Consider the following 25,241-nt stretch of genomic DNA (forward strand, 5'->3'; position numbering starts at 1 on the left):
AGGAAAACGAAAGCTCCATTACAAAAAAACTGTTATGCACTACTCAAAAACTGTTATGTCATACCTTAAATTTACTCAAATTATTACTTTTTCGAGTAATTTAAATATTTTGCCTATTCTGTTATCATAAAAATGTGCAATCCTCATGACGTAAGGAGTACTCCTTATGGGTTATTATGACTCGTAAGGAGTATAAAAAAGGTCAGTATAGGGAATTTTTGTAGAAAGAATTTTCAGACAATATGGTAGCAGAGGCAAATTATTTCTAAATGGTTAAAAAGGAGAAAAGAAATGAGTAAACAGCAAACCCTTGAGCGAAAGCCCGTAACCTTGGGTGTAAAATTCGGTTACGGTATTGCGTCAGCCGGAGATGCCATTGTATTCGCCATCATGACAGTCTTTTTAATGCTCTTCCTTACAACCGTTGCCGGACTGGAACCGGGAACGGCAGGTACCGTGTCATCCGTTGCGCTTTTTTCCAGCGCTGTCGCTACACTTTTTATCGGTTATTTTTCCGATAACAGCAAATCAAAAACAGGAAGAAGGCGCCCCTTTGTCAAGGTAGCCATTCCCTTCATGTTTATTGCCTTCGTAATGCTTTATTCCTCCTTTGGTCTTACCGGGACTACGGCGGTCCTATACTACGGCTTTTTTGCAATCTTGTTCTGGATATCCTACTGCGCTTTCTTCGTACCATACACAGCATTGGGTGCCGAAATTACCGGCGATTATGGTGAGCGTACCAGCCTCCGGTCCTATGCGGCAGTATTTACCCAGGCAGGAAACCTTACCGGTGGAGCTCTGCCGCTGCTCCTCGTAGGGGCACTCATTGCATCGGGCCAGACCGAATCCATGTCATGGACGATGACCGCAGCAGTTTTTGCGGGAGCTTCCGCCATCTTCATCGGAAGTATGGTTGCGGTAACAAAAGGAAGAGAATTGATCATCGACCGTTCTAAGGAAACTGAAAAGCCGAATCTCTTTAAAGATTATTTTATGGTTTTGAAGTCAAAGCCGATGATCTGGCTGATCCTTTCTATCATAGGCTTTAATATTGTCAATGCCATCTTTGCAGCCAATCTGCCGTTTTTCGTCATTTTCAAGCTGGGGATGTCCGACGCTTATGTTCCCGTCATCATATCCATTATGTTCATCGCAGCCATCCCCATGGCACCGGTGATCAATTACATCGCACAGAAGCTGGATAAACGGAAAGCATACATATTCCTCTTCTGTCTATCAGCGGCATTGATGCTGATCCTACGGCTGATGGGGGTGAACAGCTATCCTATGATGATTGCCCTTACTATCGCCCTTGTTGTTTCAAATGCAGCCTACTGGCAGCTTATTGCAGCAATCATTTATGACGTTGCAGAGGTTATTGAGCTCAAAACCGGAAAGAGAGCGGAAGGAACCCTTGCTTCCCTGCAGTCCATAACCCAGCAGATTGGCTCGGCGATCGCGGTGTTCCTGATGGGATGGTTCCTCCAGTTCAACGGCTTCAATGCCATGGCAGAAACCCAGACCGATCAGGCGATTGGTGCCCTGATCACCGTGCAGACTGTGATTCCCAGCATTTTACTGTTTATCAGTGCAGCTATGATGTTGATTTTCCCAATCACGAAGAATAAATTCGAGCTTGTTCAGAAGGCTTTGACCCAAAAGGATGAAACTGGGAACTATGATAAAACGGGATTGGAAAGAATCCTATAGTTCAACGCGTCAGATCATAAAATTGAAAAGTGGCTGCAGAGATGTCAGCCACTTTTTTATGTACGTTGCACTTTTTTCTTTGAGACTGCAATCAATATCCCTAAAAGAATTGAGAGAAAGGCTGACGCGAGGACTCTGTATACGGAAGGCAGTAAAAACACGATTGTATGCAGAGGAATCCATATTAAGATGCAGTTTGTTATCCATGAAAAGCTTACCATCCGATCCCAGTCCACCTTTTCGAATATGCCATCCTCCTCTTATGATCCTTTCGCCGAGCAAATTCCCCATGGTAGCTAAAATTGAGAATTTTACGAAGCCTGCAAGATAGGAGTGCTATCCCGTTATCTTTCCATAAATTGCTCTAGCCTCTGGAATCAGCAGCATTATGATCCAAATGGAAAGTAGCGCTGCCCATAATAAATCGCCTGTTCTTTTCTTCAAAATTTGTTCCTCCAGTAAATCTTTTTCGTCAATAACCGATTACATATATATTACCGAAAAAGGCTGTTTGCTGAAATACCCCTCACTTATCCTTTTTCTACTCCTTATAGGTCATAATTAGATAGCCGGTTGCAGATTTTTAACGGGGGTGCTACAATAAAATCATAAAACAAAGAAAACGACTGGAGAAACAGGAAAGAGAAGAAACGAAAGCATGTTTGATATTCAGGAAAATTTAAAAAAACTCCCGGATAAACCGGGAGTTTATATGCATAAGGATAAACTGGGGCAGGTGATTTATGTAGGGAAAGCAATTTCCTTGAAAAACCGGGTGCGCCAGTATTTTCAGTCTTCAAAAAATATGGATCCGAAAGTAAGAGCCATGGTATCCCATATTGAAGAATTCGAATATATTACCACCAATACGGAGATGGAAGCCCTGATCCTAGAAAACAATCTGATCAAAAAATATATGCCCAAATATAATGTCTTGCTCAGAGACGACAAGACGTTTCCCTATATTAAGGTCACCACGAATGAAGCCTATCCCCGTATTCTGAAGACACGGAAGATCTATCATGACGGCTGCAAATATTTCGGGCCTTACACCGACGCCGGAGCAGTGAACCAGATCATTGATCTTTTAAACGAGATTTATTCTCTGAAACGCTGCTCTTCTCAAAAATTCCCCGCCGGCTTTAAGCCCTGCTTAAACTATCATATTCACCAGTGCAAAGGAATCTGTACAAATCAGATCTCTCCGGAAGATTACAGAAAATCCATTGACCATGTCGTTGATTTTTTAAATGGTAAGAATAAGCAGGTCCTCGATTATCTGAATCAGAGGATGGCCGAGGAGTCTGCGGAGCTGAATTTTGAAAAGGCTGCCGAATACCGGGATTATATCGCAGCGGTAAATGCCATCGCGGAAAAACAGCGGGTAATGCTTCTTACCGCAGGAGATATGGATGTTATTTTGGCGGCAAAGGGGAAAGATGATGCCCATATTATCATATTTTTTATCAGACAGGGCCGTCTCAGCGGCAGAGAAAGCTATCATCTTCAGGCTATGGCGGAGGATAACGAAAAAGAAGTGGTATCAGCTTTTATACAGCAATATTATACGGAAAATTCCATGATTCCGAAAGAAATCCTGGTGGAAGCGGAGCTGCCGGAAAGCAGCCTTACGGAGGAGTGGCTTTCGAAGATGAAAGGAAGCCTGGTGAAAATCATCGTCCCCCAGAAGGGAGATAAAAAGGCACTGCTGGATTTGGCCAAACGGGATGTCATCGAGATGTCCAAAACCCTGGATGAGAGAGCCAAAAACCAAAGGGAAAAAAATCAGGCCGTTCAGGAAGCGCTGGAGAAGGTTATCGGGGAGAAGCCCTCGGAAGGCATCGAAGAGGCAAAACCGGATTCCGGCGGTTGGAGAGTGGAAGCTTATGATATCTCCAATACCAATGGAGTGGATTCTGTGGGCGCCATGATCGTATTTCAGGCAGGCATTCCTCAGCGAAAGGATTACCGAAGGTTTAAAATAAGAACGATAGAAGGCCCCAATGATTACGGCAGTCTGCAGGAAGTTCTTTATAGAAGGTTGAAAAGAGGGGTTCAGGAGGATCCCAGTTTTGCCAGAATGCCGGATTTGCTCCTCATGGACGGGGGTAAGGGTCATGTTACCGCGGCAGAGCAGGTCGTAAAAGCGATGAAGCTTTCGATCCCTGTGGCAGGTATGGTGAAAGACGACAAGCATCGAACCAGAGGTCTGGTTTATAAGGATCAGGAATTGGATTTAAAAAACAATCCGGTGCTCTTGAAATACATTGCTGCCGTTCAGGAAGAGGTTCACCGTTTTGCAATTGAATATCACCGGGGAATTCGAAACAAATCGTTACAGCGGTCTGCCCTTGATGAAATTCAGGGTATCGGTGAAAAACGAAGAAATTCTCTGCTGTCATACTTTGGAAGCATTGAAAAAATTAAGGAAGCTACTTTGGAAGAGCTTTGTAAAGTTCCCGGAATAAACCGCCCGGCTGCGGAAAAGGTAATAGAGTGGGCTTCAAAAAAATGAATAATTCAATTGATTCTAGTTCAATATAATGGTATAGTAAGCATATGTTATCAAATTAGAAAATAATGGAGGACGATTATGGAAGATAAAGAAAAATGCATGCCTGGCGGATGCAGTGACGAATGTAACTGCGGTGACGGAGATGATGCGGACTTCCTGACACTTGAATTTGACGATGGACAAGAAGTTGAATGTGAAATTATGGGTGTATTCGACTTTGAGGGTAAGGAATATATAGCTCTGATCCCTGAGGATGGCACTGATGATGTATACATCTATGGATACAAAGAAACGAGTGAAGAAGAATTTGAACTCATCGATATCGAAGACGATGAGGAGTTCAAGAGAGTAGTGGAAGAGTTTGAAAAGCTTACTGTAGAAGAATAATGAGGAAATAGCCTGCCAACCTTAGAACAATGGGTTTGCAGGCTCATTTTTTTATTGGGATACGTAATTTGAAGTACTGTAGTATCCATATATGAAGAGCCGGGGAGCCGGCTTGTTTTAATTATATTTTATAAGCCAGTTGAACGTACGAAGTGTCCGAAACAATAAAGTATCCGTTATGCAGGTACTCGTCGATTGTTATACAAAAAATCACCTAACATTTTGGTCTTCTTATGTCGATAAGTTACATAAAAGATTGGAATCTTCTGCAGCGGAATTAGATGAAGAATAATGACTGGGGAAGGGCCTCTGCCGAGCAGAGGCCTTTTTTAGTCTGAGAGGAAATAACGGAGGTGGCGTCAGCCGCTTTTTTTAGTGCCTTATTCACAGATTCGATGTAAATAGTCTAAATCCATTTTTGCTAAATCCCACCCTTTCCCCAGTTCATTCATTGGTGGAAGATAAAAGTAATTCTCAATAAAATACCAGCCTTGATAGCCTTTTTCCTTTAGAACGCCGATGGTCTCCTCGACTTTTCCGGCACCTTTTCCCAAAGGCCAGCAGCCTGTAAGATTCTCGGGAGCATCCTTTACATGGATGTGGTCAATCAAATCAATGCCGATTCTGCGGATTTCATCAGGAGGATTGCCGTTCCCGAACCGGATGGGATTTAAAGTATCGTAGCAAAGCTTTAATCCCTCTCTCACGTAATCCAGGATGGCAAAAAGTTTTTCTACGGGGGCAAAACACTCGTAGGCAATCTGGATTCCCTTTTCGGATGCTAATTCCACAAACAACTTTAACATGGCGGCAGTATTTTTCTGTTCATAATCGTTGGTAAAATTACTGGCCACGAAAGAACAAATCAGGTAAGTAGGGATTTTTAGGGCAGCACAGACTTCCAAACCTTTTTTAAAATTAAAAATCGCCTCTTGCCCTTTGACGCTATCCATGGGGTACTTGATCCCGCCATGCTGTGTCATGGAAACGACCCCCTGGAGACCTTGGATCTGAACTCCATAAGTCTCCGCAGCTTCCAGATAATGAGCCTGTATTCGTTCATCGTTCAGCGGAAAATTTTGGTTGACTCCGCCCAGATCCGAGATTTGAATACCTTCAAATCCAAGCTGTGAAGCAGTCCTGATGGCTGAGGGGCCTGTCGTTGCAAGATACCATTCGCATACTCCATATTTGTTTTTCATACGCATTCTTCGATATGCAGATGTGCCCGGCACATGAAAACATATCTACCCTTTCTTTCATTTACTATTTCTTAAAGCAAAAAACCTGCCAACTGTTAACAATCAACAAAAAAATTGATATTCCAAGCTTTCGCAGACATGTATGGGGAGGATCTCGGGCAAAGTGTATACTTTTTGTTTACGTTTCTCCGGTATTGTTACGTGTTGGAAACATATCGGCAGCAGCATGCTCCTGGTGAGAACAGCATGAACAGATTTGCGTTAACGGCAGGCATTAAATTTTAATCAGACAACCAACGATGATTCTGAGCAGTTTCGGCAGGGCGGCATCCTTGCACAAGGGGTATGGGTTCTGAGCTTGGCATGATAGTTGCAGCCAGGAGATGTTATTCCATCGCCGATAGTTGGATGGATACGTATTTTAACAAAAATAAGAACAGGAAAGGAAAGGAAGATACGGTATGGAAACATATGGAATGTGCAGCGAGATATTTTGTATTGCAGGCAAAAAGGCGTTGGTAACAGGCGGAACAAAAGGCTTGGGAAAAGCCATTGTTACAGGACTTTTGGAAAACGGGTGCGACGTTTTTGTAACCAGCCGGAATGTAGCCGGGGCAGATGAACTTCAGGACTTTGCCGAGAAAATGGGCAGAAAGCTTGTCCTCTATTCTTGCGATGTAACAAAGTCTGAATCTGTAAAGGAAATGGTCAATGCAGCGAAAGAGCAGTTAGGACGCATAGATATTCTTATCAACAGCGCAGGGAACATAAAGATAAAACCTCTGAAAGAGATGGATGATGATTCGTGGAACAATGTCATTGACACGAATCTGACGGCCACCTTTACCGTCATCAGAGAAGTCTCCAAGGTCATGGAGGAGCAGCGGTACGGAAAAATTATCAACATGTCTTCGATGAAAAGCGTTCTCGGAACCGTAAAAGGGTTTTCTGCTTATTGCGCCTCGAAAGGTGCGATCAACATGCTTACGAAGCAGGTGGCTTGTGAACTGGCAAAATTCAATATAAACTGCAATGCCATTGCACCCACCTATATTAAAACCGACCTGAATGCCGAACAGCTGGAGGATGAAGAATTCAGAAAGAGCCTGGAAGTCCGCATCCCTCTGGGACGAATCGGAACCATGAATGATTTGGTGAATCTGGCATTGTTTCTTGTGTCCGATGCATCTTGCTTCATTACCGGGCAGGTAATTCTTCTGGATGGCGGAATTTACGCCATGCAGTAAGGCCGTAAGAAAGGAGGATTTTGATGAATATACAAAGCTTAACCCAGTTTTCACTGGAAGGTAAAAATGCAATCGTAACAGGTGCCGGAAGGGCAACCGGTTTGTGCTATGCAATGGCGAAGGCTCTTCATGACGCAGGTGCAAGAATTATATTGATGGATGTTTCCGATAATGTATTTGAATTGGCAAAGGAATTGGGAGGAGACGCTGCGGGATATTATGCAGTGAAGGCAAATCTATGTGACATGGATTCCTTGCAAGCTGGTTTTGACAAAGCGATGGAAATCTTTGAGAATCAATTGGATATCCTTCTTAATGGCGCCGGCATGCAATATCGCTGTGATGCGATTGAATATCCGGATGACAAATGGCGCCAGATCATAGATATCAACTTGAACGCTGTGTTTTTCCTGAGCCAGATGGCAGCCAGGGTGATGATCCCACGGGGTAAAGGGAAAATTATCAACGTGGCTTCCCTGACCAGCTTCAATGCCAGCAAGCGAATTCCGGCCTATTCGGCAAGCAAGGGTGCGATCGTGCAGCTGACCAAGGCTTTATCCAATGAATGGGCGGAAAAAGGTTTGAATATCAATGCCATTGCTCCGGGATACATGATTACTGAACAGACGACAAATTTGGTAAACACAGAACAGGGACAAAGCTATACGGTAAGAATCCCTGCGGGGCGTTGGGGATATCCGGAAGATCTGGACGGAACCATCGTATTTCTGGCTTCGGCAGCATCCGACTATGTCACCGGAGCAACGATTCCGGTCGACGGCGGATTTTTGGGTGCTTAATGAAGACGGTAGAAAAGGAAGGAGAACTGACTCATGTATGAGAAACCTGATTTTGAAAAAATGAAGCGTTTAAGCGCGGACATCCGGATTGAACTGATTAAGGAATTGGCAGAGGCGGGATTCGGACATATCGGCGGATCCGCTTCTATAGCCGATGTGCTGGCCGTACTCTATGGCGGAGCCATGCAGATAGACCCTGAAAATCCAGGATGGGAAGACCGTGACTGGCTGGTACTTTCCAAAGGCCACAGCGGGCCGGCTCTTTATGCTGCGTTGGCTCTTAAGGGATATTTCCCCATGGAAGTGCTGACCACATTGAACAAGGGCGGAACCCGCCTGCCAAGCCACTGTGACAGGCTTAAAACACCGGGTATTGACATGACTACCGGTTCCTTAGGCCAGGGCATGTCTTCCGCCGTAGGAATCGCTCTTGCCAATTCCATTCAGGGACGTGACAGCTACACCTATTGTATTCTGGGAGACGGTGAGACTCAGGAAGGACAGGTGTGGGAGGGAGCACAAACTGCGGCCCATTTTAAACTGGACCACTTTATTGCCTTTGTTGATGACAACAAGAAGCAGATTGATGGTCCGATTAAACAAGTATGCGAACCTTTCGATATTGCCGAGAAATTCCGCTCTTTCGGATTCGACAGCCGGAAAGTGAAAGGTTACGATGTGGAAGAGATTTATCATGCGATCGAAGAGGCAAAAGCCGTAAAAGGAAAGCCTTCGGTCATCGTTTTAGATACCATAAAAGGCCTTGGCATTAGTTTTGCCGAACCGGAAGCCTTTAACCATTATCTGAATATCGACTGGACCATGGCGGAAAAAGGCATTGCTGAAATTGAAAAGCGATATGCGGAAGGAACTTATCCCGGAGGTGATTTCAAATGGTAAAAGTATTAAAAGAGCAGGGTGTTTATCCCGTTGAATTACGAAAAGCCTATTGCCAGTCGCTTATGAAGGCGGCTGCCGGCAATGAAAAAATTGCTGCCATTAACTGCGACCTGTGCAGTTCCATGGGTATCACAGATTTTGCAAAGGCTTACCCTGAACGCTCCTTGAACGTAGGCATTATGGAGTCCAATGGCGTAGGTGTTGCAGCAGGGCTTTCCGCAGCAGGAATGATCCCCTTTTTTCACTCGTTTGCCATTTTCTCCACACGCAGAGTCTATGATCAAATCTTTATGTCCTGCTCCTATGCTGGACTGAATGTCAAGATTCTGGGAGGGGATCCCGGGGTAACGGCCACCTATAACGGGGGAACCCACATGGCCTTTGAAGATGTGGGCGTTATGCGCTGCATTCCGGGTGTCAATATCCTGGAAGCATCCGATGCTGTGATGTTGAAGAACTTAATTCCCCAGATGATTGCACATTACGGTGTGGATTATCTCAGAATCAACAGAAAAGGCAACGTTCAAATCTATGAAGAAGGCTCCGAATTTACAATAGGAAAAGCTGTGATCCTACGCGAGGGTACGGACGTTTCCCTGATTGCCAGCGGCATTATGGTTCCGGAAGCTTTGAAGGCAGCAGACCAGCTGGAAAAAGAGGGCATCAGGGCCAAAGTAATAGACATGTTTACCATCAAACCCATAGACAGAGATTGCATTTTGGAATGTGCCGAAAAGACCGGAGCCATTGTGACGGCGGAAAACCATAATATCTTTAACGGACTTGGCTCTGCGGTGGCGGAAGTCCTGGCTGAGAACCGGCCTTGCCCTATGGAGCGGGTTGGGGTTCAGGATCAGTTCGGGGAAGTCGGTCAGCAAGATTATCTGATGGAACGTTTCGGACTTACTGCTGAAGTGATCTGTGAAAAAGCAAAAAAAGTACTGAACCGGAAAAAAGGACTCTAGCATTTATTCCTCCTCATGACCGGTTCCGATGTTTACATAAATCAATACTTTTTTCAGAAATAGCGTTCTGAGGATTCTCAAACGCTATTTTTGATTTCGGTAAGATCCCTATATGATTTCTCGGACATTGATTATGGTACGGTTATTGCATATAACAGCAGGAAGAGAAGTATAGAAAAATTCCAGAAAGTATATGCTATTTTTCTGCTTTTAAAATGTGTTATAATATCATTCAATCACCAGGCTGACTCTTTAAGTTTCTGCAGTCAGATTTTGTTAATCATCTCTTTTTCAATGGCGAAAGTGAGGTAATGTCATGAGCGGTAATGGTATGTGTAAAGATAGTAAAATCAAAGTTGATAGTATGAAAGTCTTACATCAGGATTCAAAACATAACTTTGGGCCCAACGTACCCCAGGATGCCCTCGAAAGGCTGTTATATCAGAATGCATTTCTTACTGCAATCCTGGATTCCCTGGATGTTGGCGTATGTTTTGTAAATAAGGAAAAGGAAATCATATATGTCAATAAAGAACAGCTGAATATACATAATTTAACCATGGAATCGGTTCTCGGAAAACAGGTAGGCGAAATTTTCCCTGGCACAGGTCATATTGACGTATTGGAAACCGGGATTTCAAGTACAAAGGATGAAATTCAGTTCAATACTACAGGTGCCACGGTCAGGCCTAAATATACTCCTATCGTAGACGGAGATAATAATCTTATCGGCTCGTTGGCCTTTGTAAAGGCCATTGAAGATTACCGGGAATTTTCCATTGAAGTAAAAAGTATTAAAAGTATTTATGAACGGTTTTCGCTGATTTTTAATAATCTCCAGGAAGCCATTGTCGCCGTGGATACCATGGGAAAGGTAGTTTACGCTAATTCCGCCTATCTTCAGATCTGCGGTGAGGATATGGAAAATGTCTTGAAAAATAAGCTGAAATTTGAGGGCTTGGGAACCATCGCGATGAATACGCTGCGTAATGCGAAGTCCATTAACGACAATCTGCTGTCTTCCAAAGATATGCAGCTTGAAGTGATTTCCTTTCCTATTATCGTAGATGAAGAAGTGGTAGGCTGCATTTGTATCATCAGAGATATTACCGTTGTTCAGACCTTAACGGAGCGGTTGGAGCGTACCACACATATGGCTGAATATTTCAAGAAACAAATATACCGCCAGAAGGCATTGCCTACTGCTTTTGAAACCATTATCGGCAATAGCGCCTGTTTAAAGGAACAATTGACCATAGCCGCCAAAGCGGCCGTTACCAGCTGCAGGGTCATGATACGGGGAAGCAACGGGGCAGGAAAAGAACTGATTGCCAGAGCAATCCATGCTTCCAGTACCAGATCCACAGGTCCCTTTATTGCAGTCAATTGTGCAGCACTCCCGGATGCGTTATTGGAAAGCGAACTTTTCGGATATGACGAGGGAGCCTTTACGGGAGCCAAAAAAGGGGGCAAGCCTGGGAAATTTGAACTGGCAAACGGCGGCACCCTATTTCTGGACGAAATTGGGGATATGTCCGTCTATATGCAGGCCAAGCTTTTGCGAATTCTGCAGAATATGGAGAATGAGCGAATCGGCGGGACCAAAGTGCAAAAACTTGACGTACGGGTTATCTCGGCCACCAATCGTGATCTGGAGCAAATGATCGTGGATGGACAATTCCGGGAAGATTTATATTACAGAATGAATGTGGTAATGGTTACCGTGCCGGATTTAAAGGAAAGAAAAGGCGATATTCCAATGTTGTCGGATTATTTTCTGAAAAAATATTCCAAATCTGAAGAGGATCCCATCACAATCTCAAAAGAAGCGCTTGAGCTTCTGGAGCTCTATGATTGGCCTGGAAATGTAAGGGAGCTGGAAAATGTGATAGAGCGTTCCGTTGTCTTTGCTGAGAACGGTGTGATTCAGCCTTTCCATCTGCCTTCCAATTTATGGCTGAACGATTTTGAGGAGGAAAAACAGTCGGTGGTCATCATAGGAAATACAAAGCCGCTGGAGGAGCTTGTTATGGAATGCGAAAAGCAGGCAATCAAAAGGGCGATTCTGGAAGCCGGCAACAATAAGTCCAAAGCAATGGAAGCATTGCAATTGAGCCGGAGAGCTTTTTATTATAAATTAAATAAATACAATATCTCATAATGAAACTCATAAAAATATGAAACATTCCAAATTTTTTTGGAATGTTTTTTATATGGCACTATCCTTGCTTAATGATTGTTATATAGGATATCTTACAGTCAAGTAAAGGAGTGAAACAAATGAGTAAAGTAGATAAGCAGAAAATGGAACTTTACGCGGAAAAAGTGAAGAATTGGAATAAGTGGGGGGAAAACGACGAGCTTGGTACGTTAAATTATATTGATGCCCAGGATATCGTTTATGCAGCCCAACTGGTAAAAACGGGGAAGGTTTTCCCTATGGCTATCCCTCTGGATGTAAACGGTCCTCAATGGGGAGAACGAGGACGAACCAACCCGCATAGAACCATGGTTTATACCGGAACCGATGCCCTTCTTGGAAGGCAGGATTTCATTAATATGCGTTATGCGGATGATGTGGTAACGATGCCGCTGCAATGCGCGACTCACTGGGATGCTTTAGGGCATGTGTTTTATGAGTATTATGAGGGCGATGAGAGAAAGGTCATCATGTGGAACGGCTATTCTGCAGCAAATGTTGACAGTTATGGCTGTCATAAGTGCGGGATTCAGAATACCAGGGATAAGCTGATCGGAAGAGGGATTCTTCTGGACATGGCCAGATTCCATGGAGTCGAATCCATGGATCCGGGCCAGGGAATCACTTCGGAAGATCTGACTGCCTGCGCCGAAAAATTTGGGATACAGGTTAAACAAGGAGACTTTGTGCTGGTAAGAACCGGCTTCTTAGGAAAGCATATGAAAGAGGGAGTATGGGGCAAATATGCCGGCGGAGATGCTCCGGGCCTTGAGTTTGAAACCTTGGAATGGCTCCATAAGAACGAAGTTGCAGCAGTGGCCACAGATACCTGGGGCGTTGAGGTCAGACCTAACAGAAGCGATGAATTCCTGCAGCCATGGCACTGGCTGGCAATCCCTATGCTTGGAATTACAATGGGAGAAAACTTCTTCCTGGATGGAATCGCGGAAGAATGTGCAAAAGACGGTTCCTACGAGTTTCTATTTGTGGCTCCTTCTCTTCCGTTTACCAACGGAGCAGGTTCTCCGACAAACCCTCTTGCCGTTAAATAGAAAAAGAATTTACATAAAGTAAACATGATTTTATTCAAAATACCATGCCGATGTTTTAAATACGTGAAATTACCTGCAACGTCAGAGATGTTACATAATAAACGAGGCGTATAACAAAAAGTAAACAACAATACTGCCGTGGAATCCTCTTGGACGCCTTGGGCTCCCCGGAAGCAGGTGAACATGGAAACTTAAATTATGGCACGATAATTGCGATAATCAACAGTATCAGTAATACCAACTTAAGAAGAAAAGGAGATAAGAGATGACTAAAATTTATGATTTAACACAGCAGATTTATAATGGTATGCCGGTATGGCCAGGCCATGTAAGAACCGTGATCTGGGATCATGATACTCATGAAGGTACGGTAAAAGTCCCCGGTGGGTATTCCTGGGCATCAAAGGGAATTATGCTCTGCGACCACGGCCCTACGCATGTCGATGCCATCAGCCACATGGATGCGGATCCTACGGCACCAACAATTGATCTGATTCCGCTGGAGAAATTCTATACAAGCGGTGTCTGCATCGATGCATCTGAAGCAGATCCCGACGGTTATATCACAAAGGAAATCCTGGAAAAATCCTGTGAAAAGGCTGGAATTGAGATCAAAGAGGGCGACACGGTATTGCTTTATACAGGCCATTACGTGAATCAATACGGAACTCCTGAATATTTGAGCAGATATGCCGGACTCGACGGCGAAGCAACCCAATGGCTGGTTGATAAAGGAATTGTGAATATGGGTATTGATGCGCCGAGTACGGACAATCCAAAGGATAAGACGTTCCCATCCCATCTCGTTTCCAGAGCTCATTGGCTGATCCATATGGAAAATCTTGCAGATTTAAGGCCGGTTGTCGGGAAACGATTCCAGTTCATTGGGTTCCCTCTCAATATCAGGGGCGCCCATGGGTCGCCGATCAGAGCGGTTGCAGTGGTCGATGAAGACTAAATGATGAATCGTAATAAAAAAGGCCAACTGTCTTTATGTGAAAAGAGGAGGGGAAATCTTGATAAGAAAGTTTGATCGCTTTATGAATATCTTAGCCTCAGTCTCAAGCTATATCGGAGCTGTGGGAATTCTTATCATCATGATCGTTATTTGCTTCGATGTCACAGGCAGAATCTTCTTCAATCATCCGAATATCGGAACTCCTGAAATCGTACAGAATTCCCTGGCTGCCATTGCATTTCTGATGCTGCCTTGGGCCACCTATCTTGGCCAGCATGTCAGATCGACGATGATTAAAAACCGATTGCCTGTTAAACTGGCCTACAGTGCCGAAATAGCGGCTTATTTTGTAGGTGCCTGCCTGTTTCTGGGGGTAATCCTTTCAGCATGGGAGCCAATGACTTTTGCAACCAAAATAAAAGATTTTCAGGGTGAAGGACTGAGAGTTCCCATTTACCCAGTCTGGTGGGTAATTATCTATGGATCGGTTTTAAGCTGCTATCAGTGTATCAGTAAAATCGTTAAAGCAGCAGCAGCTATAAAAAATCCAACCTTTACAACAGAGGATGACGGAGGAGGTATTCAGGTATGAGCATGATCACTGTAGCGGTTATATCCGTGATTTGTCTGTTTACCCTCATTCTTTTCGGTGTACATATCGGCTTTTCTTTGTCATTGATGAGCTTCATAGGAATATGGCTCATGACGGAAAAAATACAAATTGCTCTATCGATTTTGGCCACCACATCCTTTGAAGCCATCCGGGATTATACCTTCGCCGTCATACCGCTATTCGTATTGATGGGGTGCTTTATGAGCCAATCCGGTGTTGCCAAGGATCTGTTTGATGCAATGAATTATTTTATAAAAAAATTACCCGGAGGACTGGGAATTGCTACCGTCGTTTCCAATGCGGTATTTGCAGCGGTAACGGGAGTCAGCGTCGCTTCGGCTGCGGTTTTCGCCAGAATATGTCTTCCTGAAATGTCAAGGCATCGATACAAACCAGGTTTTGCACTGGGTGCTGTGGGAGGAAGTTCTGTTTTGGGAATGCTGATCCCTCCCAGCCTGCTTATGATCGTTTACGGAATGCTGAGCGAGACTTCCATCGGAAAGCTTTTTCTGGCTGGCATCGTTCCGGGACTGATTCTGGCAGGAATCTACTGTGTCGGCATTATCGGTATGAGTATCGCAAAGCCCGAACTAACTGGGCGGGCAAAAAATGCCGGAGGAAAGGTTATTTCCGCATCCGTAGAGGAAGAGGCAACTCAAAACTTCCTGATGGTATCGTTAAGAGCGCTTCCGATCTTTATCATTGTGATATTGGTACTGGGAGGAATCTGGGGTGGCTTTTTCACTCCGACAGAGGCAAGTGCGGTGGGTGCCTTTGCCACTTTGATTTTGAGCGTGGCACGGGGAATGCGGCCGAAAGGCTTGAAAAAAGTATTGCTGGAGACTGCAGGGACTACATCTTCCATATTATTTTTGCTGATTTCCGCACAGATGTATTCACGCATGCTGACCATGAGCGGTGCCACAGTGGCACTGGCCAATATGGTTCAAAACTCCAGTCTGGGAGCTGGGATCGTTTTGTTTATGATTTGCTTTGTATTGATTTTACTTGGCTGTGTATTGGATTCCACTTCCATTCTACTGATTACCGTTCCGCTGATTCTTCCCATTGCGGCTGCCTTTGGATGGAATCTGATCTGGCTTGGTATCGTTATGATTATCGTTATTGAAATGGGACTTTTGACACCTCCCTTCGGAATGGTGGTATTTGCAATGAAGGCAACCATAGGGGAAGGCGTTGAGGTCGAAGATATCTTTAAGGGAGTCATTCCTTTCCTATTGATGATGGCGATGGCAGTAGTGATTATTATTGCATTTCCATCATTGACTACCTGGCTTCCGAGTCTGCAATAGAAAGGATACACTGGCTGTGTAAATATACGGATCTTCGATATTTATGCATTTGATCGAGGGAAAGAAAATAATAATAAAATTCTAAATGATTATGAAGGAGAAGAATTATGAAAAAAAAGGTATTTCAGTATATCAATTTACTCTTAATCATTTGTCTGATCATCATGACAGCCGTTGGCTGCGGCGGAAAAGACGCGCAATCTTCTGGCGGTGAACGAGAAACCATCACCCTTAAAATCGGCGGCGGACATATGGTAAACGGTATGGCCTATACGCAGGTTGCCCAGGAATTCTTCCAGGCTGAAATCAGCAAAAGATGTGCCGAAGAAACCAATTATGATGTTGAATGGATCGAAGCATATGGCGGAACCATTGCCAAGCTCCCGGAAGGTTTGACAGCTTGCCAGAATGGATTGCTGGATGTGCTTGTAAATTCCTACGCCTTTGAAAATGCCAAGCTTTTCTTGATGAATATGAACTATTATGTACCATTTTCATCAACAGATCCGACCATTGTAACAAAGGCTTCCAGAATGGTAATGGACGAATATGCCGATGTTTATGAAGACCTGTGGGCCACCTATAATCAAAAGTTTTTGGCACTTGGCCCAACCGGAGCTTATGAATTGATCACAAATTTCCCTGTCAATAGTCTGGCTGACTTAAAAGGACATAAAATTGCAGCAGCAGGCGCTAATCTTCCTTGGCTTGAAGGAACAGGAGCAATTCCCGTTCAATCTAATCTTAACGAAGCCTATACTTCCATCCAAACAGGCGTGTACGATGGATGGATTATGTGGCCGGATGCATCCTACCGATATAAGCTGCATGAGGTAGCCCCGTATTTTACGGCGATAGGATTTGGTGCCGATGCGATCCAGGGAATATCCATCAACTTGGATGTCTGGAATTCTCTGCCGGAAGAGGTACAGGCAATTATGGAAGAGGTAGCTGCCGAGTATGAAGTAAAGTCGGCGGAAGCTGCCAAGGAACTGGATGTTACATCTCTGGAAGCCATGCAGAAAGAAGGCCTCACGATTTGTGAGATGCCAAAAGAAGACATTGAAAAATGGGCCGCCGGTCTGCCGAATATTCCTCAGGTGAGAGCTTCCGAAGCAGAAGGAATGGGCTTCCCCGGAATCGAAATCTGGAATGCTTATATCGATGCGCAAAAGCAACTGGGCCACACTTTTGCACGTGACTGGATCGTACAGTAATATGCGGAGTTCCCTTTTGTAAATAAAACAATTAAAATAAAGAGACAGTATAGATAACCCCTTTGATTAAATGCGGCTAAATTTATGCGGCATATGGAAAGAGCCTCCGCCCTGTGAGTCATGAACCAAACAGGGCGGAGATAAGCCGAAATTTTAATGACTGGTGTTGATGGAAAAACAAACTCTCGTAAAAAGGAGGTGAATGGATTGGCAATATTATTGTATCAGCTTGGAATTTTTAATGAAATGCCCAGCAAAGTTTTTATGGATGCGGATTATATCTCTTTACGAAATGGTCTGGAATTGCTCCAGCAGCAGTATCATTTTCCTTTGGAAGAGATCATTACGGAAGAGGGAAAGCTGCACCACCAACTGGTGATATTGATTAATGGGGTTAGCATTGACAAGGCACAGGGGCTGGAAACCTTCATCCGCGACGGTGATAAAGTCCTTCTTACCGGACTTGTTTCAGGCGGTTAAGCGATGGCAAAAGTCGAACTGGTTTTAAATTGATTCGGAAAGGAAACTTGAAATGGAAATTATTGATATTCATGCACATTTTTTACCATTAAAATTTATTGAAAAAGCGAAAAAGGGAGAAACCTTTGGGGCCCATCTGAAGACAAAACCAGATAACGGGGAAAAGTATATGATCTTTGACAATGGTGATTATCATCCTTGTGATGCTGTTTTCTTTGATATGGAAGCCAGAAAAAAAGAGATGGATGAACAACATATTGATTTGCAGGGCATATCCATCGGACCCAGATTGCTGTATTACGATGCCCCATTGTCTTTGGCAAAAGACGTTGCAGAAGTAAGCAATGATGCAATTTATGAAATCGTAAAAAATGACAGCCAACGTTTCTTTGGAGTAGGAACGGTACCTTTGCAAAATACGGCAGCAGCTATAGAAGAACTAAGAAAAATCCGGTATGAGTATGGCTTTCGGTCAATACAAATCGGAACGGAAATAAACGGAAGCAGTATTGCGGATCCTGCCTTGTTCCCTTTTTATGAGGAGGTTCAAAAACTGGGAATGACAATTATCATACATCCGTTTTTCTATGGACCCCAGAAATTTTTAGAAGACTATTATCTTGTAAACTTTATCGGAAACCCTATGTATACGACGATAGCAGCAGCACACTTGATTTTCAGCGGAATCCTTGAAAAGCTGCCCGAGTTGAAATTTGTCCTTTGCCATGGCGGCGGATTTCTTCCTTATCAAATTGCAAGATTTGATCACGGATATATTGAGAGAAGCGAATCTAAGAAGAATATTGACAAGCTGCCATCCTATTATTTTAAAAAGAATTTTTACTTTGATACTATTTTGCACGATCCGGTGAGAACGCGGGCTTTGGTTGATCTTGTAGGTGCGGATAAGGTTTTGCTTGGAACTGACTATCCCTATGATATGGCCGACCACGATCCCTATGGAACGGTACGGAATTTGAATTTACCCGAAGAGGATTATATAAAAATTGTCAATGGAAATGCAAGAAAATTGTTTTTAGGAGAGTAAGGAGATGCTAAAAGGCTTTGCAGGAAAGATTTTAAAAATAGACCTGACTACGGAAAGCTGGTCTGAGATAAAACTGTCCGAAGATGTGTACAGAAAATATATCGGCGGGCGAAGTTTGGGCATGAAGCTGCTGTATGAATTACTGCCGCCTGGAGTTGATCCGCTGTCCCCTGAGAATTTATTCATTTTAACTACAGGTGCGGTTTCGGGTACTCCGGTACCATCCGGATGCAAATATGTGATCGTGTCAAAATCACCGGCAACAGGAACCATTTTAGAAAGCTATGCCAGTGGATACATCACACAGGAATTGAAATATGCCGGATATGATGGTTTTATTCTTGCCGGAAAAAGCAAGAACCCATGTTACATAGAAATCTATAACGACAATGTATATTTCAGAGATGCCGGAAAACTCTGGGGACTGGACTGCTATGAAGCGGAGAGAGCCCTGAAGGAAATCCATGGCCCGGAATATGGACGTATTGTTATCGGTCCTGCGGGAGAGAAATTATCAAATCTGGCTTCCGTTAACAGTGATTTTGGAAGGCAAGCCGCAAGGGGCGGTCCCGGGGCCATACTCGGATCCAAAAATGTAAAAGGAGTCGTTGCCCGCGGCACGAAACAAGGTGTCAAGTGCCATGATCCCGAAGCGGTATTAAGATTGAACCGGGAACATATCAAGATGTCCGATGAAAGCTTTATGGGAAGAATCCGAAAGCGTTTTGGAACTCCTTACACCTTGACCGTCACCAATGCAGCCGGGATGCTCCCAACGAGAAATTTCAAGACAGGATATACCGAAAATGCGGAAGAACTGATTGGTGCCGAAGCAGTAGAATCGGCAATGGTAAAGAGCAGAAGCTGCCTGGGATGCATTATTGCCTGCAGCAAAGTGACCCAAGTAACGGAAGGACCCTTCGAAGGCTTGGTGGTAGAAGGTCCGGAATATGAAACCATAGCTTTGCTCGGAAGCAACCTGGGAATCACGTATCTCCCGGCTATTTTGAAGGGAAACGAAGTCTGTGACAGAGTGGGAATCGATACGATTTCTGCCGGAGTTGCAGTGGGCTTTGCTATGGAATGCTATGAGAGAGGATTGCTGAAAGACTTTGATCTGGATGGCATGGACTTAAGCTTTGGAAACTATGAAGCAGCATTGAAACTGATGGAGGATATCGGATACCGAAGAGGCTTTGGGGAAGTTTTAACCATGGGCGTAAAGAGAGCCAGCGAAATCATTGGCCAGGATTCCTATAAGTTTACGCTGGAAGTGAAAGGTCTGGAATTTCCGGGCTATGATCCCAGAGCATCCTTTGGCGCAGGCCTCACCTATGCGGTTACGCCGAGAGGAGCCTGTCATAGAAGATGCTGGCCGCCTTCAAAAGAAATACTCCGGGAAGTGCCGCCATACATTGCTGAAGGAAAAGCGGAAATCGTGAAAAAGCTTCAGGACGACAATTGTATTCTGCACAGCCTAATGATCTGCGATATCCCTCATAAAAGCCTCGGAATGGGGATGCAGCCTTTACTTGAGTACGTCAATGCGGTGACAGGCATCGATTATAAAATTGAAGATATTCAAGAGGTGGTCGACAGAACGGAAACGTTGGCAAGGCTCTTTAATATCAGAGAAGGATTCGGCAGAAAGGATGATACATTGCCCTGGAGGATCTTGAATGAAGATTTACCCGATGGCCCTCCGAAAGGAATCCATATTAAGCAGGAAGATCTGGATTACATGTTGGATCGGTATTATGAATTGCGTGGATGGGATGAAAACGGGGTTCCTTTGGAGGAAACCGTTGCCAGATATAGAATTGAGGAGCGTATTTTGCCATGAGAATGTATATCGACAAGTCAAAATGTACAGGATGCCGCATGTGCCAGCTGGTTTGCAGTGTCAAAAAATATGGAGAGTTCAACGTGCATAGGGGACATTGCTATCTGGAAGAAGGGGAAATTGTACCCAATACGGCAATGTTCTGCAGACAGTGCAAACGCCCATTCTGTAAGGAGGCCTGCAAATTTGATGCCTTCGAAGAAACTGCCAACGAGGGAGTACTCACGATAAACCGGGATAAATGTACCAAATGTCTGGCCTGCGTAAAAGCTTGTCCGTTTCATATGGTGCTGATTGATGGACAAGATGGATTCCCGATGAAATGTGATTTGTGCGGCGGAGAATCACAATGTGTCAAGCAATGTCCGTTTCAAGCTTTAGAGGTAAAATAATAGCAGGTATTTGACCCTGCTCCGGCAGGGCATAAATAATGAAAAGGTTTCATCAATTACGAAACTTGGAGGTTATGTTAAATGCTTAAAAAACTTAATCATTTTATGAACAACCTGTGTTTTGGCACTAGTTTTCTGGGAGCGCTGATCGTGTTTGGCCTTATGTTCCTGATTTGCGGAGACATATGCGGGCGTGTTTTCTTCCACAAACCCATCATAGGGACAACGGAGATCGCTCAAAATATGACTGCAGCTATCGTCTTTTTGATGCTGCCATGGGCAACAAAGCTAGGGCAGCATGTAAGATCGACAATGATTTTATCAAAGCTGCCTAAAAAGGGAGTTGAATTCATGAATGCGGCTTCATATCTATTGGGAATTATTTTGTTTATAGGAATTATAGTCTCTAGTTGGGATCCTATGGTTCATGCAACGAAAATCAAAGATGTACAGGGTGAGGTCTTTTCCTTCCCGCTTTACCCCATCTGGTGGATCGTTATTTTTGGTTCTGCCATGAGTCTATATCAGTGCTTCAGAAAGTTTATCGAAGCAGTGGCAGCCTTATTTAGAAATTCAAGCAAGATAAAGACGAATCGGGAAGGGTGTGAATAGGCATGGAAGCAGCTGTCATTGCAGCATTATCTATTGTAGGGTTGTTGGTATTGGTTCTTTTAGGGGTTCATGTTATTTTTTCTTTAGCTTTAATGAGCTTTATCGGCATCTGGCTTTTGACCAGTAATTTCAACATCGCATTGTCGTTACTGGGGACGACGTCTTTTTCGGGAGTGAAAGAGTATACTTTTACGGTGATACCGTTATTCATTCTGATGGGAAGCTTTATGGGAAGATCCGGAGTCGCAAGGGACTTGTTCGATACGGCGAATTACCTGGTAAAGAAGCTGCCGGGAGGCATGGGGATCGCTACGGTAGTCTCCAATGCAGTCTTTGCGGCCGTTACCGGAGCCAGTGTTGCCTCCGCTACTGTTTTCAGCAAAATCAGTTTTCCGGCTATGAAAAGCTACAATTATAAAACCTCTCTGGCATTGGGTGCCGTAGCGGGTAGTTCCGTACTGGGAATGCTGATACCTCCAAGTGTTTTGATGATCATCTACGGAATGCTGAGCGAAACCTCAATTGGTAAGCTTTTTGTGGCCGGCGTAATTCCTGGACTGGTCATGGTGTTTATTTACTCTATCGGTATCATACTGATGTGCACAATCAATCCGGAGCTGGGGGGCAGATTCAAAAATGAGCATGGAAAATGGGTTGCAAAATCCGAGGAAGGGGAAACAGATGCCCAGGGATTTTTAAAGCTTTTCATAAAATCTGCGCCCATATTTGGAGTCGTTTTGTTAGTTATCGGCGGAATTTGGGGCGGTTTTTTCACCCCTACGGAAGCAAGTGCTGTGGGTGCATTTTCAACCTTCCTGATCAGTATGGCACGCGGCATGAGATGGAATGGAATCAAGGCTGTTTTCATGGATTCCGCAGGTACAATCGCCACTGTAATGTTTTTGCTGATCGCAGCAAAAATGTACTCCAGGATGCTGGCAATGAGCGGTGTTACGGTGACGCTGGCAAGCATGATCGCTGATTCCGGATTGGGCAGCGGCATGGTTCTTTTCCTGATCTGCGCAGCGTTGGTTTTATTAGGCTGTGTGCTGGATTCCAACTCCATTTTACTGATCATGGTACCTTTGATCCTTCCTGTAGCAGCAGTATATGGCTGGGACTTACTGTGGTTTGGTATCGTAATGATTATTGTTGTTGAGATGGGAATCCTGACGCCGCCCTTTGGTATGGTAGTATTTGCAATGAAATCTACAATAGGCGATGAAGTAAAAGTCGAGGAAATCTTCAGAGGCGCCGCACCTTTTATCTTTATGATGGTCATAGTAATTTTACTATGTATCTTCTTCCCACCGTTGGTAACTTGGTTGCCAAGCTTAATATAATTTACCAGACACGTGTATTAGCAATAAAAGCTTAATACATAAACAAAAAACAAAAGGAGAAAAGAAGGAAATGAAAAAGACAAAGAGAATCTTATGTTTGGTTACGGTTTTATGCATGATTTTTTCCCTGGCAGCGTGTGGTGGTGGCGGAGCAACAGATAATACCCAAGGCCGCAGTGAACGTAAAACCATTACCTTGACAATCGGCGGAGGTCATCCTTCGAATACCATGTCATATACTAAGGTAGCTGCTGATTTCTTCCAGCCTGAGGTCACAAAGCGCTGTGCGGAAAAAACGAATTACGATATAGAATGGATTGACGCTTACGGCGGAACCGTTGCAGGACTTGACGAAGCTCTGGTTGCAACTCAAAACGGACTTTTAGATGTTTTTGCTTCAACCTTTGCATTTGATACGAAGAAGCTTTTACTGATGAATCTCCCTTACTACGTACCGTTTTCATCTCAGGACCCGGTGATTGCAACAAAGGCCTCACGTATGGTTGCCGAGCAGTTCCCGGAGGTGTATGATGGGTTATGGAAGCAGTATAATCAGAAGTTCTTAGCCTTTGGTCCGACGGGAGATTATGAACTGATCAGCAAGTTCCCAATTGCTAAAGCAGCCGATGTTAAAGGACACAAGCTTGGCGGGGCCGGCAGCGTAATGCCTTGGCTTGCCGGTGTCGGTGCAACTCCTGTACAATCAACATTTAATGAAGTATATACCAATTTACAGACAGGTGTTTACGAAGGATATGTTGTATGGTCAGATACAGCCATGAGATATAAGTGGGATGAGATCGCTAAATACTATACGAAAGTTGGTTTTGGAGCTGCAGCAATTCAAGGCATCACAGTTAACCTTGATACATGGAACAGCCTGCCTAAAGAAGTTCAGGACATTTTCCTGGAAGTGGCCGCAGAATATGAAGAATTATCAGCAGAAACAGCAAAAAGCTGGGATGAAGAAGCTTTTGCCGTAATGGAGAAAAACAACGGACTTCAAGTAACTGAATTAAGTGACGAAGAAAAAGCGATTTGGCTGGACAGCATTGAAAATCTGCCTGAAAAGTGGATTGCAGCCGCCAATGAACAGGGATTCCCGGGAAGAGAAATCATGGAAGCCTATATTAAAGCACAAGAAGAGTTAGGACATGTTTATTTGCGAGATTGGCTTAACGAATAGTACTTATTAAAAATAATGGGGAGGAATTATGAAAATAGTATTGGCACCGGATACGTATAAAGGAAGCTTGACGGCTATGGAGGCCTGCAGGGCAATGGAAACAGGCATTCGCAGAGTGGATCGGGATGCGGAGGTTGTATGTGTCCCTATGGCTGACGGCGGAGAAGGGACCATGCAGAATATTCTGGATGCTGTCGGTGGAATGCTGGTTGAATGCGATGTTTTGAATCCCTTGGGCCAAAATATAGTGTCCAGATATGCAATTTTAAAAAGCAATACCGCAGTGATAGAACTGGCAGAAGCCGCCGGATTATATCTGATCGGTCAGGCGGACAGAAACCCGTTGAAGACGACAACGTATGGTGTCGGGCAGCTGATCGTCGATGCGCTGGATAAAGGATGCAGAAATTTTATCCTTGCCATAGGAGGGAGCGCTACCAATGATGGCGGTGCCGGTATGGCACAGGCTTTAGGGTTCCGTCTGCTGAATGCTGACGGAAAGGAAATTGATTTCGGCGGCGGCGCTTTAGATCAATTGTGTATGATCAATACTGATTTCGTTGATTCTCGTATCTATGAATCAAAATTTGTGGCAGCGTGTGATGTAAGCAACCCTCTATGCGGCCCAAAGGGCGCAAGCAGAGTATTTGGACCGCAAAAGGGGGCCACTGAGCAAATGGTAGAGGTCCTTGACAGGAATTTGGCACATTATGCCAATATCTTGAAAACTTGCTTAAACGCAGATATCGCTGACTTGCCGGGTTCCGGCGCAGCAGGCGGGATTGGCGGCGGTATGATGGCATATTTAAATGCGGAATTAAATCCTGGTGTAGACATTGTAATCGATGCTGCCAGACTAAGAGAAAAGATGGCCAATGCCGATCTTGTGATCACTGGTGAAGGCGGGTGCGACTTTCAAACCGTTCACGGGAAAACCCCGTATGGTGTTTCAAAGGTTGCTCAGGAGCTGAACATACCGGTCATCATTATTGCGGGGAACATAGGCAAGGGTGCGGAAGCGTTGTATGAGCATGGCGTAACGGGAATATTTTCCTTAACTGACGGCCCGGTGACACTGGAGTATGCCATGGCCAATGGAAAGGAATTGCTCGCTTCCGCTGCGGAAAGAATCCTGAAATGTATCACTTATTTTATGAATACAGGAAATAAAAATGAAGGCAATTGCCGATAATATGGAAAAGCTTTTTCCTCTTAATTTTTTATCATATATGAAAATACCCTTGCGTTATGCAAG

Annotated in this window: 22 protein-coding genes; 21 read left to right on the forward strand and 1 reads right to left on the reverse strand. The window is 44.2% G+C overall.

Annotated elements, in window-relative coordinates; genetic code table 11:
• Positions 1–291: 291 nt before the first annotated feature.
• The 3 genes from KCX82_RS06200 (at position 292) to KCX82_RS06210 (ending at position 4,615) form a co-directional block, all read left to right on the forward strand.
• Positions 292–1,713 carry an MFS transporter gene (locus KCX82_RS06200; RefSeq protein WP_227017578.1) on the forward strand — a complete coding sequence of 474 codons (1,422 nt, stop codon included), beginning with the start codon at positions 292–294 and terminating at the stop codon, positions 1,711–1,713.
• Between the two features lie 658 nt (positions 1,714–2,371).
• On the forward strand, positions 2,372–4,228 hold the full coding sequence (uvrC, locus tag KCX82_RS06205; RefSeq protein WP_227017579.1) for an excinuclease ABC subunit UvrC: 1,857 nt from the start codon (positions 2,372–2,374) through the stop codon (positions 4,226–4,228).
• Between the two features lie 78 nt (positions 4,229–4,306).
• Positions 4,307–4,615 carry a DUF1292 domain-containing protein gene (locus tag KCX82_RS06210; protein ID WP_227017580.1) on the forward strand — a complete coding sequence of 103 codons (309 nt, stop codon included), beginning with the start codon at positions 4,307–4,309 and terminating at the stop codon, positions 4,613–4,615.
• Between the two features lie 380 nt (positions 4,616–4,995).
• Here the strand turns inward: KCX82_RS06210 and KCX82_RS06215 are convergent, their stop codons facing one another.
• Positions 4,996–5,817: a sugar phosphate isomerase/epimerase family protein gene (locus KCX82_RS06215; protein WP_227017581.1), complete on the reverse strand. Its 822-nt coding sequence runs from the start codon at positions 5,815–5,817 to the stop codon at positions 4,996–4,998.
• Positions 5,818–6,278: 461 nt separating this feature from the next.
• On the opposite strand from KCX82_RS06215, the gene KCX82_RS06220 reads away from it, so the two are divergent.
• The 18 genes from KCX82_RS06220 (at position 6,279) to KCX82_RS06305 (ending at position 25,178) form a co-directional block, all read left to right on the forward strand.
• Positions 6,279–7,064 (forward strand): SDR family NAD(P)-dependent oxidoreductase, encoded by a 786-nt coding sequence (locus KCX82_RS06220; RefSeq protein WP_227017582.1) that lies wholly within the window; start codon positions 6,279–6,281, stop codon positions 7,062–7,064.
• A 23-nt stretch (positions 7,065–7,087) separates the two neighbouring features.
• Positions 7,088–7,864 carry an SDR family oxidoreductase gene (locus tag KCX82_RS06225; protein ID WP_227017583.1) on the forward strand — a complete coding sequence of 259 codons (777 nt, stop codon included), beginning with the start codon at positions 7,088–7,090 and terminating at the stop codon, positions 7,862–7,864.
• Between the two features lie 33 nt (positions 7,865–7,897).
• The gene (locus KCX82_RS06230; RefSeq protein ID WP_227017584.1) at positions 7,898–8,764 is read left to right on the forward strand and encodes a transketolase; all 867 of its coding nucleotides are present in this window, start codon (positions 7,898–7,900) and stop codon (positions 8,762–8,764) included.
• Positions 8,758–9,729 (forward strand): transketolase family protein, encoded by a 972-nt coding sequence (locus KCX82_RS06235; protein WP_227017585.1) that lies wholly within the window; start codon positions 8,758–8,760, stop codon positions 9,727–9,729. Before KCX82_RS06230 ends, KCX82_RS06235 begins: the two co-directional genes overlap by 7 nt.
• 364 nt (positions 9,730–10,093) lie before the next feature.
• The gene (locus KCX82_RS06240; protein ID WP_227017586.1) at positions 10,094–11,890 is read left to right on the forward strand and encodes a sigma 54-interacting transcriptional regulator; all 1,797 of its coding nucleotides are present in this window, start codon (positions 10,094–10,096) and stop codon (positions 11,888–11,890) included.
• A 119-nt stretch (positions 11,891–12,009) separates the two neighbouring features.
• Entirely contained in the window at positions 12,010–12,981 is a 972-nt protein-coding gene (locus tag KCX82_RS06245; RefSeq protein ID WP_227017587.1) for a cyclase family protein, read from the forward strand.
• A 265-nt stretch (positions 12,982–13,246) separates the two neighbouring features.
• On the forward strand, positions 13,247–13,939 hold the full coding sequence (locus KCX82_RS06250) for a cyclase family protein (protein WP_227017588.1): 693 nt from the start codon (positions 13,247–13,249) through the stop codon (positions 13,937–13,939).
• 58 nt (positions 13,940–13,997) lie between these two features.
• Positions 13,998–14,531 carry a TRAP transporter small permease subunit gene (locus tag KCX82_RS06255; protein WP_227017589.1) on the forward strand — a complete coding sequence of 178 codons (534 nt, stop codon included), beginning with the start codon at positions 13,998–14,000 and terminating at the stop codon, positions 14,529–14,531.
• Positions 14,528–15,865, forward strand: a complete 1,338-nt coding sequence (locus KCX82_RS06260) for a TRAP transporter large permease (protein ID WP_227017590.1) — start codon at positions 14,528–14,530, stop codon at positions 15,863–15,865. The genes KCX82_RS06255 and KCX82_RS06260 overlap by 4 nt, the downstream gene beginning before the upstream one ends.
• 107 nt (positions 15,866–15,972) lie before the next feature.
• Positions 15,973–17,082, forward strand: a complete 1,110-nt coding sequence (locus KCX82_RS06265; protein WP_227017591.1) for a C4-dicarboxylate TRAP transporter substrate-binding protein — start codon at positions 15,973–15,975, stop codon at positions 17,080–17,082.
• A gap of 207 nt (positions 17,083–17,289) precedes the next feature.
• Positions 17,290–17,562 (forward strand): MoaD/ThiS family protein, encoded by a 273-nt coding sequence (locus KCX82_RS06270; protein ID WP_227017592.1) that lies wholly within the window; start codon positions 17,290–17,292, stop codon positions 17,560–17,562.
• Between the two features lie 52 nt (positions 17,563–17,614).
• Positions 17,615–18,610, forward strand: a complete 996-nt coding sequence (locus tag KCX82_RS06275; protein WP_227017593.1) for an amidohydrolase family protein — start codon at positions 17,615–17,617, stop codon at positions 18,608–18,610.
• 4 nt (positions 18,611–18,614) lie between these two features.
• Positions 18,615–20,453, forward strand: coding sequence for an aldehyde ferredoxin oxidoreductase family protein (locus tag KCX82_RS06280; RefSeq protein ID WP_227017594.1), 1,839 nt, complete (start codon positions 18,615–18,617; stop codon positions 20,451–20,453).
• Complete coding sequence (locus KCX82_RS06285; protein ID WP_227017595.1) at positions 20,450–20,845, forward strand: 4Fe-4S dicluster domain-containing protein; 396 nt, start codon at positions 20,450–20,452, stop codon at positions 20,843–20,845. Before KCX82_RS06280 ends, KCX82_RS06285 begins: the two co-directional genes overlap by 4 nt.
• An 81-nt stretch (positions 20,846–20,926) precedes the next feature.
• Positions 20,927–21,457, forward strand: a complete 531-nt coding sequence (locus KCX82_RS06290; protein ID WP_227017596.1) for a TRAP transporter small permease subunit — start codon at positions 20,927–20,929, stop codon at positions 21,455–21,457.
• Between the two features lie 2 nt (positions 21,458–21,459).
• On the forward strand, positions 21,460–22,800 hold the full coding sequence (locus KCX82_RS06295; RefSeq protein WP_227017597.1) for a TRAP transporter large permease: 1,341 nt from the start codon (positions 21,460–21,462) through the stop codon (positions 22,798–22,800).
• A gap of 70 nt (positions 22,801–22,870) precedes the next feature.
• A complete protein-coding gene (locus tag KCX82_RS06300) occupies positions 22,871–23,986 on the forward strand; it encodes a C4-dicarboxylate TRAP transporter substrate-binding protein (protein WP_227017598.1) in 1,116 nt (371 codons plus the stop codon).
• A 28-nt stretch (positions 23,987–24,014) separates the two neighbouring features.
• The gene (locus KCX82_RS06305) at positions 24,015–25,178 is read left to right on the forward strand and encodes a glycerate kinase family protein (protein ID WP_227017599.1); all 1,164 of its coding nucleotides are present in this window, start codon (positions 24,015–24,017) and stop codon (positions 25,176–25,178) included.
• The last annotated feature ends 63 nt before the right edge of the window (positions 25,179–25,241 follow it).

Origin of the sequence: Sinanaerobacter chloroacetimidivorans (genome assembly GCF_018128545.1) — a bacterium.
In the GTDB taxonomy this organism is placed as follows: Bacteria; Bacillota; Clostridia; order Peptostreptococcales; family Anaerovoracaceae; genus Sinanaerobacter; species Sinanaerobacter chloroacetimidivorans.